This is a genomic window from Psychrobacillus syltrankelensis (genome assembly GCF_055454035.1).
Genome location: NZ_CM144227.1, coordinates 1,484,464 through 1,497,497, shown reverse-complemented (window position 1 = coordinate 1,497,497; position 13,034 = coordinate 1,484,464). Strand labels below are relative to the sequence as shown.

Below are 13,034 nucleotides of genomic sequence, written 5' to 3'. Positions count from 1 at the left end.
GTCTCGTACTGCCGCGCTATCTCCTTATGAGTAGTAAAGAGAGATAGTGATGGAATCCTATAGAAAGCTTAAAGCATTAAATGGCACACTCCAAGATAAAAGCTATTTTGTGTTTCTCGTTGCTGACTTTGCAATTTGTAGTCTCTATCTTGCGAATATGTCTATAAGGCTAAGGGTAATGGCAAGAATGTTGCCCATATATTTTTTACCTAAGGTTCACATCTAATTGGTGTACCAAGCGTTCGGACTTATATTAGTTGTTTGGAGAAGCGTCCGCTCGACTCCTGCGGGAAAGCGGAGTAATCGAGACCCCACAGGAGCAGAGCATAGGAAGGAAGGCTAAGGGCGCCTCGTCCTGAGGCGACGCCTTCATGACCAACATCGTGTTGGCCTAGGAGACTCGATACTTCGCCCGCGGAAAGCGAGCGGTAAGCTTCGGAAAACAAATGAGTGGAGCCCCCAGTGCTCTTGAAGTGCGCTTGCGCTTTTCTCAATCATCTAAAATCAAGAAAGTAGGTGCAAAATTGTCATTAAGAATAGTAAGTGGGCGGTCAGGTTCAGGAAAAACTAAGTTTATGCAACAAGAAATAATTGATACATTACAGGAGACTCCTATTGGAGATCCTATATTTTATATTGTACCCGACCAAATGTCTTTCACCAGTGAGTATACTCTTGCGGCAGATTCTGGACTTGCTGGTTTAATACGAGCACAAGTAACGACATTTAAACGGTTAGCATGGAGGATACTGCAAGAAACAGGAGGCATAGCAAAAGAGGAAATTAGTGGATTCGGTTATCGAATGCTTATCCGAAGTTTGCTAGAAGATAATAAAGATCAATTTAAATTATTTAAAAGAGCAGCAACTAAGCGAGGATTTACAGATCAAATCGAAGTACTTTTAAAAGAATTCAATCGATACTGCTTAGATTATGAAGCTATGTCTAATGTGCTAAATGATTTAGAACATGTGCAGGCACCGAAAACATTAATTGATAAATCGTCTGATTTAGTTATGATGCTCGAATTGATGGAACAGAAATTAGGAACGAGTTATATAGACGGAGAAGGGTATTTAACATTACTCGCACAGAAAATTAAAGATTTTTCATTACTTGCAAAAGCAGAAATTTATATAGATGGATTCACTTCATTTACGACAAGAGAATTGGAAATAATCCAGGAACTAATGAAAAAAGTAAAACGTTTGACGATTGCTCTACCTATGGAATCCATTGAGAATGCATTTGATGAGCAGTCTTTATTTTATCAACCTGCGTCCACATGTAATAGATTGCTAGATATTGCAAGCAATGAAAAAGTGGATGTGGAAACGACTGTGCATCAAACAAAGCAGAAGCGTTATGTGTCTATGGAATTAGCCCATATAGAAGCAAACTTCGATCAGCTTCCTCCTCAAGAAATCCCAACGGAAGGCAATCTTCATATATTAGAAGCTTCAAATAGACGCGCGGAAGTACATTCAGTAGCAAGGAATATTCGGGGGCTAATGCAACAAAAAGATGTTCGTTTTAAAGAGATGGCCATTTTACATCGAGAAGCGGAAGCATACGAAGGTTTAATCGAAACTATTTTTGCTCAATATGATATTCCTGTGTTTATTAGCCAGAAAAAAACAATGCTTCATCATCCATTAATTGAGTTAAGTCGTTCTGTGTTGGAGATTATTCGGATGGATTGGAAATACGAGCCGGTGTTTCGAGCCATTAAAACGGATTTGTTTTTCCCTGTTAATGCTGCAAAGAGAGACTGGAGAGAACGTGCGGATCGATTAGAAAATTTCGTACTGTCGTTTGGTATTTACGGTGATAGATGGTTTGATGATAGACGTTGGATATATAAAAAGTATCGTGGCCTTGAATTTTATTCGAAAGTTCAAACAGACGAGGAATTAAGTATTCAAGCGGATATTCATGCAGTTAGAGATTTAGTTGTAAATCCTTTAAAAACATTGGCTGAACAGCTAGAAGCGAGTAAGACGGGGCTTGAAATTGCAACAGCATTATTTACATTTATCGAAACCTTACAAGTTTACGATAAACTACAATTATTAAAGCAGTCGGAAGAGGAAGAAGGACAATTATTACTTGCGACAGAACATGAACAAGCATGGAATGAATGGATCAATGTATTAGACCAATTCGTTTTGATGTTTGGAGAGAAAGAAATGACATTGGAGGAAGCTTCGAAAATTTTAGATGAAGGATATGACCAACTAGAATTTTCTCGCATACCACCGACAGTTGACCAAGTAGTTGTAGCAAATGTAGATATCGCAAGAATTACGAATATAAAAGCTATTTTTGTTCTAGGTGTAAACGATGGTGTTTTTCCAAAAAGAATGGATCATGAGGGATTATTGTCGGACACCGAACGTGAATGGTTCACCCAAATTGGCTTTGAGCTTGCTCCGACATCTAAAATGCGATTACTCGATGAAAACTATTTGGTCTATAAAGCATTTACTGCTTCATCAAATTATTTATTTGTGTCGTACCCGATTGCAGATAGTGAAGGAAAAGCATTGCTCCCTTCCATGTATATAAAAAAGCTTCAGCAAATGGTAGGAAACGTCCAAGTTGAACTAGCAGTGATAGATCCGAGTGATTTCACAGAGGGCACGTTTGATCTATCAACGATTAGTCATCCCAGAACAACATTGCCTTATGTCGTTATGCAATTGAGGAATGCGCTGGAGACTGGAGAACTATCTGAAGTTTGGCAATCGGTTTATCACTACTATATGAAGGATCCATATTGGTCTAAGCTGTTAAAAAGAGTGATAAAACCACTTATACATGGCAATAAAACCGAAAGACTTACACAAGACATGACATCTTCTCTTTATGGGGAAACGATCATTTCTAGTGTTTCTAGAGTAGAAAAATATTATAGTTGTCCTTTTGCTCATTTTGCAGCTTACGGATTAAAGTTAGAGGAACGTGCAGAATACCGTTTGGAAGCACCAGCAATGGGCGATTTATTCCATGCTGCTTTAAAATGGATTTCAGATGAAACAAATCGTTTGAATCTAAAATGGGGTGAACTTTCGAAGGCACAGTGTGTGCAACTTGCAAAACAAGCAGTCGATCATATTGTACCGATATTTGTCCATCAGCTGTTATTAAGTACAAATCGTTATCGATATATTCAGCGGAAATTAGAGCAAATTGTAGCATCCACATTAATAGCTTTAAGTAAGCATTCTAACGTTTCTACCTTCGTTCCTATTGCAATTGAAGCGGGATTTGGTCCTGGGGAAGCTCTACCTTCTTTAGAAATTCCACTTAAGCATCAAAGAAAAATGCAATTGCGCGGAAGAATTGACCGAGTAGATGCAGCAAATGTGAACGGCAATATGTTTGTACGAATTGTGGATTATAAATCTTCTAAAAAAGGCATTGATTTGAATGAAGTGTATTATGGTTTATCGCTTCAAATGCTGACCTATTTAGATGTAGCGATAGAGAATGCTTCGATTTGGTTGCAGGAGGATGCAGATCCTGCAGGGGTTTTGTATGTACATCTTCATAATCCTTTTATTCAATCAAAAAAAGAAATGGCAGAGGCAGAGCTAGAAGATGCCATATATAAATCGTACAAAATGAATGGATTATTACTAGATGAACCTGAAGTCATTATGGAAATGGATGAGCAAATAGAAGGATTTTCGAAAGTTATTCCGGTACGAATGAATAAAGATGGCAATTTATCAAGATCGTCGTCAAAAGTAGTAGACAAAGAAAATATGAAATTGCTTCAATCATTCGTACGTCAGAAACATGAACAAGCTGGAAATGGTATGAATGCAGGAGACACACGTGTTTTTCCATATCGTTTAAAAGACAAAATGCCTTGTACGTATTGTTCCTACCGCAGTGTATGTCAGTTTGATCCGCAAGATCCTGACCAACAAGTACGCTTATTGAAAACAGAAAATCCAGAAATAGTGACTGAAAAAATGAAAGAGGAGATGGGTCCAAGTGAACATTCCTAATATGCCAGAAGAATTAACATGGACACCAGAACAATGGAAGTCAATTTGGGCTACTGGTTCAGATGTGTTAGTCTCTGCGGCTGCTGGGTCAGGTAAAACCGCTGTATTAATCGATCGACTTATTCAAAAAGTAATTGCAGAATTCAATCCCATTAACGTTGATGAATTATTAGTAGTGACATTTACCAATGCTTCAGCTGCTGAAATGCGTCATCGAATGGGAGAGGCATTGGAAAAAGCAATTGCAAAGGATCCATCATCTAGTCATTTACGGAAGCAATTAAATCTTTTAAATAAAGCACAGATCTCTACACTTCATTCGTTTTGTCTAAATATAGTACGCCAGTATTCCTATATGCTGACGATTGATCCTGGATTCCGAATAGCAAATGAGACAGAAGCAGCATTAATGCGTGACGATATTCTAGCGGAAGTACTGGAAGAAGCTTATCATGTAGAAAATCCTGAACCGATGTATCGGCTTTCGGATAGTTTTACTTCAGATCGAGACGACCAGTCAATTGAGACAATGATTGAAAAATTATACACGTATGCGCGAGTACACCCTGAACCGAAGAAATGGTTACTTGCAATTCCTGAAGCATATTCTTTAACGGAAGATACGTCGATTGATGATCTTCCGTTTATTGGACCACTTAAGCTCGCAATTATACATCATTTAGAAGAGGCCATAGCAGTGACAGAAGAAATTTGTAGGCTAGCAAATCTGCCGAATGGTCCTGCTCCTTTAGCAGTAACTGCGGTAAATGATCAACACATGATTCAAGAAGCAATTTCGTTGATGAAAAATGGATCATGGCAAGACGTTTTTCATTATTTTCAAAGTCTTTCATGGGGAAAAGCTGCTACCATCAAAAAAGATTCTTGTGATGAAACAACGAAAAAACAAGCAACAGATAAACGAAATAAAGTGAAGAAAATTGTCAACGAATTAAAAGAAAATTATTTTACGAGAACACCAGAACGATTATTAGAAGAAATGAGACGGATGACACCTCAACTAGAAACATTAGTCGACTTAGCAATTAAGTATGGGGAGAGATATTCTGCTGCTAAAAACGATAAAGGACTTGTCGATTTCTCCGATTTAGAGCATTATGCATTGGATATATTAAGTGAACGTAAAGAAAACGGAGAGCTAGGTCCTTCTGAGATTGCGAAAGAATATCAAGCACGTTTCAAAGAAGTATTAGTCGATGAATATCAAGATACAAATAGATTGCAAGAAACTATTTTGCAACTTGTGAAAAGTGGCGATGAGCAAACCGGTAATATGTTCATGGTTGGTGACGTTAAACAATCTATTTATCGCTTCCGATTAGCAGAACCGATGCTTTTTTTAGGAAAGTATTTGATTTTTAACGAAATGCCAATAGATTCTGGTGTGAAAATTGACTTAAATGCAAACTTTAGAAGTCGAAAAGAAGTGCTACATGCAACAAATTATATCTTCCAGCAAATTATGGGTGAAAACGTTGGGGAAATAAATTATGACGATGCTGCTTCCTTAAAACCACGGGCACCATATGACGAAAGAGAAGCAACGGTTGAACTAGCACTTCTATATGAAGTAGAGGACGGCGATGCGGAAGTTTCAGAAGATGAAGTAGTTAGTGCAGAAGAAGAGTTAAAAAAATCGCAAGCAGAGGCACGTTATATTATTTCAAAAATTAAAGAAATGATAGAGACAGGAGTAACCGTGTACGATCCATGGAAGAAAACAACTCGTCCCATTCAATATAGTGACATTGTCATCTTAATGCGTTCGATGACTTGGTCACAAGAAGTAACGGATCAATTTAAGGATGCAGGCATTCCTTTATATGCAGAACTATCGAAAGGTTATTTCGAAGCAATTGAAGTACTCATTATGCTTCATACACTACGAACAATCGATAATCCATATCAAGATATTTCGTTAGCGGCAGTTTTACGTTCTCCTTTTGTTGGTTTATCAGAGTCTGAACTTGCGCTTATTCGTTTAGCTGCTCCGAAAGAACCTTTTTATGAGGCACTAAAAGTTTTTATAGCTACTGGTAGAGTTGGGATGTCAGCGGACACAGAAGAAAAGCTTCAGCGTTTTGTACTGCAGTTTGAAGATTGGCGAAATCTAAGTAGAAGAGGTTCTCTTGCAGATTTGATTTGGCGAATCTATTTGGATACGAATTATTATGAAATGGTAGGATCTATGCCAAACGGAAAGCAGCGGCAAGCTAATCTACGCGTTCTACATGACCGTGCAGTAGATTATGAGAAAACTTCTTTTAGAGGGTTATTTCGATTTTTACGTTTCATCGATCGTATGAGAAAACGAGGCGATGATTTGGGTGCAGCCCGTGCCATTAGTGAAAAAGAAAATGTTGTACGATTGATGACGATTCACTCTTCAAAAGGACTTGAGTTTCCAGTTGTTTTTCTTGGGGGAATGGGCAGACCATTTAACCAAATGGACTTTAACGAAGCTTATTTATTTGATCAGTCATTTGGACTTGCAGTAAAAGCAATCGATCCTGATAAACGCATCTCCTTTACTTCCTTGCCCTTCTTAGCTATGAAGGAAAAGAAACAAATGGAGTTAAAGGCTGAAGAAATGCGCGTTCTATATGTTGCGATGACAAGAGCGAAGGAGCATTTATTCCTAATCGCCTCTATAAAAGATTTAGCAAAGACTCTTACAAAATGGGAAGATGCGCAATCGATTCTATCAAATGAAATGTTGCCGGGCTATTTACGTGCAAAAGCAAAAGGGTATTTAGATTGGATAGGACCAGCAATTGCTAGACATGCAGACTATAAACAAATTGGCAATGTAATGGAAGCGAACGTGGTGGAAAGTGAATCTAAGTGGAAGATTGTTACGAAATCCATAGATGAATTGAAAATGCATACAGAAGTAGAAGTACCTGAAAAATTAACGTTGGATGCACTATTAAATACAGACAAATTACCTTCATTAACTACTATTAAAGATCGTTTTGAAACAGCTTATCCTTTTGAACTTTCTACACATAAACGTTCAAAACAATCCGTTAGTGAAATAAAGAAAATTCAACTGTTAGAAGAAAGAGAAGATCAAGATTATTTTCAAATGGGTAGTCCTATTGGGAGTGTGACTCGTATTGCACAAAGACCTTTTTTCCTCCAACAAGAAAAATTGACAGGAGCAGAAGTAGGGACAGCCGTCCATGCTTTTATGCAAAACGTAGATTTAAGCGAGTCAAAAACGATAGAACAAGTCGAGGCATTTGCTGAGACGCTTGTCCAAAGAGAAATATTAACAAAAGCAGAACAAGCTGCAATTGATCCAAAGAAAATGGTTCCTTTTTTTGAATCAGAAATGGCAGAGCGATTAAAAAAAGCGAAAGAAGTTATGAGAGAGTTTCCATTTACCTACTCTTTAAAAGACGCAGAAGGCGATAGTCAAATTATTCAAGGTGTTGTCGATTGCCTGTTTTTAGAAGAGGATGGCCGTTGGGTATTACTAGATTACAAAACAGACCGGGTACTGCACTTAGTCTCGAACGAACCTAATTTAATACAAGAGATGAAAAATCGTTATAATATCCAATTATCCCTTTACGCACAAGCAATTGAATCTATTATGAAAGTGGAGATAAAAGAGAAAGTTCTTTATTTATTTGATATAGACAAAACGGTTTCATTATAGGAGGAAAAAAAATTGTTGATGCGTCCAACAGAGTTGAAAGAACGAGTTTTTTCGATTGATGTGATGAGGGGTTTTGCACTTCTAGGAATATTTATCGTTAATATGCTGTTTTTTCACTCACCAATACTATACTTTAATCCGTATACATGGTTTCATATGAGAGGCGATTTTGAAACGTACAAGTGGATTGATATTTTTGTTCAAGGTAGTGTATATCCATTGTTTTCTATGTTGTTTGGATATGGCCTTTCTATGCAGTTCATGAAAACGAAGGAGAGAGGTACTTCGTTTAAAAAGTTAGCAGTTCGAAGACTATCGGTATTACTTCTAATTGGATGTGTTCATGCTTTTCTTATTTGGGCGGGAGATATACTAATTACGTATGCATTGGCAGGTTTTGTGTTGTTATTAATGATACGATTAAAGCCAGTTTGGTTGTTTTTAATAAGTGCAGTCTTATTTTTAATTCCAAATGGATTACTACATGTACTATTATTTTTAATGTCTAAATTAGATCCAAATAGTGTCATCCTTTATGCAGGGATACAAGAGATTGAAAGATCTGTTGCCGCATATTCTCATGGATCTTGGGACGACATTTTTGGGCAACGTTTAAATGATTGGTTATATATGACCCAAAATGGAGCATTTATTCTCGTAATGTTAATTACGATTGTTCCGTTTTTATTGATTGGAGCAGCAGCTGCAAAGATTAAGCTAATAGAACGAGTAAGGGAATTAAAAGTATTTTGGATTGTAACGATCTTAATTTCACTAATCATTGGAACTGCTATTAAATGGATTCCTTATATAAGTGAAGCAAATATATTCACAGTTTCAGTACAGGATACATTTGGAGGCCCATTACAAGCAATAGCCTATGCAGGAATCCTTGCACTTCTTTGTACAATTCCTGTTATGGAAAAACTACTTTCCCCTTTTGCAAAAGCAGGCCGTATGTCTATGACCATCTATTTAATGCAGTCGATTATCGCTACAACTATTTTTTATTCTTATGGATTTGGACTTTATGGAAAGATTGATATTCAAACTGGTACTTGGATGGCAATAGGTATTTTTGTATTACAACTTGTATTTGCGGAAATATGGTTTATAAAGTTCAAGCAAGGACCAATAGAAGCTTTGTGGAGAAAACTGACTTATCCTGTTTCTAAGTAAAAAAAATGATTCCAAGTACTTAAAGGATAACTCAAACCGGATTTTCGTTTCAGGTTGACGCGTTTCGTGGGGGGAGCGATGAGGCATCACCGCCGCTTTCGCGTTCGTTGTGATGGCTAATCTGTCTCACTCATCTCGCCACCTTTCACTCCAATCCATTAAGTAAGTAGTACCTGAATAAGTATTGTTTATACTTTTTTAAATTGGTGAAATATTATGTTCCTACTATTTACATAGGAATTAGATGTTGTCTATATTACAAAGTAATCGAGTATTTTTTCTTTAATTAGCCAAACCAAACGTATCCTGTCCACACAAATTCCAAGAGGGCGACGGACAAACATCCGCACAAGATTACCACAAAAATGGATTTTACAATTAACAAAAATACCTATGGTAATAGTGTCGCCAATATTTCGTCCAAAGCAATCTAAAAAAGGTGGAGACAAGATGCACTTTCAGGTCAATAGAGCTTTTCTGAAAAGTTGTCGAAAAAAGGTGAAAAGAAAGTTAATTTATTATAGACTAAGAATAGGTTTCAAAACAATTTGAAGGAGTGTCAACAGGATGAAATTATTATCATACCGGTTAAATGATGGGATTTACTTCGGACCAAAAGTAAAAAAAGAAGAAGCAGTATGGGATGTACTTAGTATTCAAGAGACCCTTCAAGTGTTACCAAGCTTTCCGCAGACTATTGTCGAAGGAGTAAGTCTTGGTATTGATTTCGTTGAACAAATTAGAAAATTAGTAGAAGCAGCTTTAAAAAGTGACAATCCCAATAATTTTAAACATCCATTTACAGAAATCGAATGGCTATCACCCATTCCCCGAACTCCCAAAAATATCATGGCTGTAGGTAAGAACTACGCTGATCATGCAAAAGAAATGGGAGGAGTAGCGAATACTTTTGTCGTATTTACAAAATCTCCAACTGCTATTGCGGCGGACGAACAAACGCTTTCTGTACATGCAAATAAAACCTCTTCATATGATTATGAAGGAGAACTTGCAATAGTGATCGGCAAAAAAGGAAAAGATATTCCTTCAAAACTTGCGTATGATTATATATTCGGATATACAATTGCAAATGATTTAACTGCTCGTGATATTCAAAAGAAACATCAACAATATTTCTTAGGCAAAAGCTTAGATGACTCATGTCCACTTGGACCTTTTATTGTTACAAAAGATGAGATTCCGAATCCTCAAGACTTAACGGTAGTTACGAAAGTGAATGATGAAATTCGTCAAAATGGAAAGACATCGGATATGGTCTTTTCTGTCGAGCAAATTATCGCAGAAATTTCGAAAACAGTGACATTAGAGCCAGGTGATGTTATTTTAACAGGAACCCCTGCAGGTGTTGGAAATGGTTTTAATCCACCTAAGTTCTTGAAATCGGGCGATATTGTGAAAGTTTCAATAGAAGGAATTGGTACTCTAGTGAACAAATTCGAGTAATATATTAGCCGAAATGGTAAGATAGAAATGTAAGGAAAACGATAGAGGTGAAATATATGGATTTTTTAGCAAGGACAGATTTACACATAACAACATGGGTAATTGCAATCATTTTGTTTTTTGTAGCATTAGCGATGAAAAACCCAAAAGTAATTCACATGATTTTACGAGTATTTTATATTTTGATCATTGTTTCAGGAGTTGCTTTATTCATTAAAGGTATGGACTTTGGTCAAGGAATGCTTTACGGACTGAAATTTTTAGCTGGTATTCTTGTCATTGGTATGATGGAAATGTCCTTAGTGAAAAAGAAAAAAGGAAAACCATTCACTACATTTGTTGTATTGTTTTTTGTCTTTTTCTTAATTGCTCTATTCTTAGGATTCAAATTACCGATGGGTATTCATTTCTTAGCATAAAATAAAAGCGGCTCCGCCCGCTTTTATTTTATGCGACGAGCTTGCGCAGGAGCAAACGCTCTCGGGTCCGCCGGCATTTATATTATGTGACGAGTAGCGTAGGAGTATCAAAAAGGAGCTTTCACCGCTTAGGGAAAGCTCCTTTTCATTTATTTTAAAATATGTTAATTTGAAAATATAAATGAAAAGGTGGGAGCGGCAAATGTTAGGTTTATTCTTACTTATATTCGTCATATTGTTGATGCTATTATTTGTTATCGCTTCATTTTTCCTTTCGAAGCAACAAACGTCCAATTCTAATGGAAATGAACTGGATTTTGTACATAAAAGTATTAATAATCAGTATGCTAATTCGGAAAAGCCACCAAAATAAATGGTGGCTTTTCCAATTTTGAAAGAGACTACTGAATTGTTCTTGAACATCCATTTAATGTGAAATAGTGTCGAGTCGAGCTATACTAGTTAAGCACAATATTATAGGTATTCGCAATATCTAGCGAGTTACTCGCAATATTCCGATGAATTTGCGCAATATCTAAGGTAAGCGCAACATTTTGTTGGTTACTCGCAATATCTGACGAGCTACTCGCAACATTCCGAAGCATATGCGCAAAATACTTCCAAGATGACACAGTTTGGACGAATTATAAGCTAATTTTTGTACTTTCGTGCTTAAACGATAGCGATTAAAATGTAGCTTTGATAAAATAACGTTGTTATGTTCCAATTAATTACTAGCCTCAGATTCATGCAGTTTTGGATTACTGGAGGAAAATGATATACTGTAGCTTTTTTAAATAGAGGAGGACTTTACGTGAACGGTAACTTAAAGAAGTTGGTTGTAACCATATTTTTAATAAGTGGTTTTTGGTTAACAACTACTCAAAATACGAATGCTGAGCCGAATGGTTCCATACATAACGAAAGTATTTATGATTTATTAGTAGATCGTTATTTTAACAAAGTAGTTTCTAATGATGTGGATGTGAATGCTCAAGATCCTAATGCATTTGCAGGTGGAGATTTTCTTGGGATTATAGAAAAGATGGATCATATTAAAGATATGGGATTCACTATTATTTCGATCGGACCGATTTTTGCTACAGAAACATATGATGGAAAGCATATTCTAGATTTCAATGAGATTGAAAAAAGATTCGGAACGCCTGAAGAGTTTCAAGAACTAATAAAAGTAGCGCATAAAAAAGGAATGAAAATTGTCGTAGGATTTCCATTGAATAATTATAGTGAAAATCATAATTGGAGTATGGATCCTTCCAAAAAAGATTGGATTGTTAAAACTGAAAATGGTGTTATGCAAGTAGACCTTACCAATCCAAATGTCCAACAAGCACTGAAACAAATCATTGTAGATTTCACTAAAAAATATGAAATTGATGGTGTTAAGTTTTCTGAACTACAAGGTGCACCTATTTCTTTTATTAATGATATGATTGCTGGAATAAAAGAAGTACGTAATCCAATGTATGCTATCTCTTTAGAAGAATCGGATGCAAATTTTGATACCCATTATTCCGATCAATTACTCGTAGATTTTAGAGAAGCATTTAAAAATACAGATTTACCTTCAGAAGGAATTGCTTCTACAAATGACAGTGATTTATTAATGATTGATCAATTGAATACAGAGAGATTTACTTACTTTAGTGCACTTGAGAATATGTTCCCACCAACACGTATTAAGACAGCAATGGGTGCAATTCTAGCTCTGCCAGGTGTGCCGTATATGAGTTACGGAACGGAAATTGCTATGAATGGACAAGTGTCTCAAGAAAGTCATCAAGTAATGAATTTTCGAGTGGATGAAGATATTACAAATTATTTAAAAGATATCAACTCCATTCGCAATAAATCGGAAACGCTTCGTTCTGGTAAAACAGAATTGTTGAAAAATGAGAATGGTTATATTGTATTTAAACGATATTCTGATAAAGAAACATTCATAGTAGTTATAAATAATACTAGTGCTACACAAAGAATAGATTTATCTAGTGATGTTGTGGGAGAAAATAAAGAGCTTAGAGGTATCTTTGAACAAGATGTGGTTCGTCCAGACAAGGATGGAAAGTATAAGTTAGTACTAGATCGTGAACTAGTCGAACTTTATCAAGTAACCGACCGTAAAGGTTTAAATACATCTTATATAGTAGCAATGTGTGTTGCTTACCTAATGTTTATCCTATTTTTAATTATTGTTTGGAAAAAAGGAAAACAAAAAAACTCGAAGCAAAATAACTAATTAAA

General features: G+C 36.2%; 7 protein-coding genes. All 7 read left to right on the top strand.

The genetic code is table 11. From position 1 onward, the window contains the following. Positions 1 to 524: 524 nt before the first annotated feature. The 7 genes from addB to ACTSKG_RS07445 all read left to right on the top strand — a co-directional run bounded on the left by addB (position 525) and on the right by ACTSKG_RS07445 (position 13,029). A complete protein-coding gene (gene addB, locus ACTSKG_RS07475) occupies positions 525 to 4,019 on the top strand; it encodes a helicase-exonuclease AddAB subunit AddB (protein ID WP_464757513.1) in 3,495 nt (1,164 codons plus the stop codon). 1 nt (position 4,020) lies between these two features. Further along, the gene (gene addA, locus ACTSKG_RS07470; protein ID WP_464757992.1) at positions 4,021 to 7,707 is read left to right on the top strand and encodes a helicase-exonuclease AddAB subunit AddA; all 3,687 of its coding nucleotides are present in this window, start codon (positions 4,021 to 4,023) and stop codon (positions 7,705 to 7,707) included. Between the two features lie 18 nt (positions 7,708 to 7,725). Beyond that, positions 7,726 to 8,886 (top strand): DUF418 domain-containing protein, encoded by a 1,161-nt coding sequence (locus ACTSKG_RS07465; RefSeq protein ID WP_464757991.1) that lies wholly within the window; start codon positions 7,726 to 7,728, stop codon positions 8,884 to 8,886. 567 nt (positions 8,887 to 9,453) lie between these two features. After that, positions 9,454 to 10,350 carry a fumarylacetoacetate hydrolase family protein gene (locus ACTSKG_RS07460; protein WP_464757512.1) on the top strand — a complete coding sequence of 299 codons (897 nt, stop codon included), beginning with the start codon at positions 9,454 to 9,456 and terminating at the stop codon, positions 10,348 to 10,350. Between the two features lie 56 nt (positions 10,351 to 10,406). Beyond that, complete coding sequence (locus ACTSKG_RS07455; protein WP_464757511.1) at positions 10,407 to 10,769, top strand: YisL family protein; 363 nt, start codon at positions 10,407 to 10,409, stop codon at positions 10,767 to 10,769. Between the two features lie 202 nt (positions 10,770 to 10,971). Next, a complete protein-coding gene (locus ACTSKG_RS07450) occupies positions 10,972 to 11,142 on the top strand; it encodes a hypothetical protein (RefSeq protein ID WP_464757510.1) in 171 nt (56 codons plus the stop codon). Positions 11,143 to 11,583: 441 nt separating this feature from the next. Continuing rightward, positions 11,584 to 13,029, top strand: coding sequence for an alpha-amylase family glycosyl hydrolase (locus tag ACTSKG_RS07445; protein ID WP_464757509.1), 1,446 nt, complete (start codon positions 11,584 to 11,586; stop codon positions 13,027 to 13,029). Positions 13,030 to 13,034: the final 5 nt, after the last annotated feature.

Bases quoted from the DNA above. Each gene is read 5' to 3' on its own strand.
- addA (WP_464757992.1), top strand. From the start codon at position 4,021: ATGCCAGAAGAATTAACATGGACACCAGAACAATGGAAGTCAATTTGG.
- ACTSKG_RS07465 (WP_464757991.1), top strand. From the start codon at position 7,726: ATGCGTCCAACAGAGTTGAAAGAACGAGTTTTTTCGATTGATGTGATG.
- ACTSKG_RS07460 (WP_464757512.1), top strand. From the start codon at position 9,454: ATGAAATTATTATCATACCGGTTAAATGATGGGATTTACTTCGGACCA.
- ACTSKG_RS07455 (WP_464757511.1), top strand. From the start codon at position 10,407: ATGGATTTTTTAGCAAGGACAGATTTACACATAACAACATGGGTAATT.
- ACTSKG_RS07450 (WP_464757510.1), top strand. From the start codon at position 10,972: ATGTTAGGTTTATTCTTACTTATATTCGTCATATTGTTGATGCTATTA.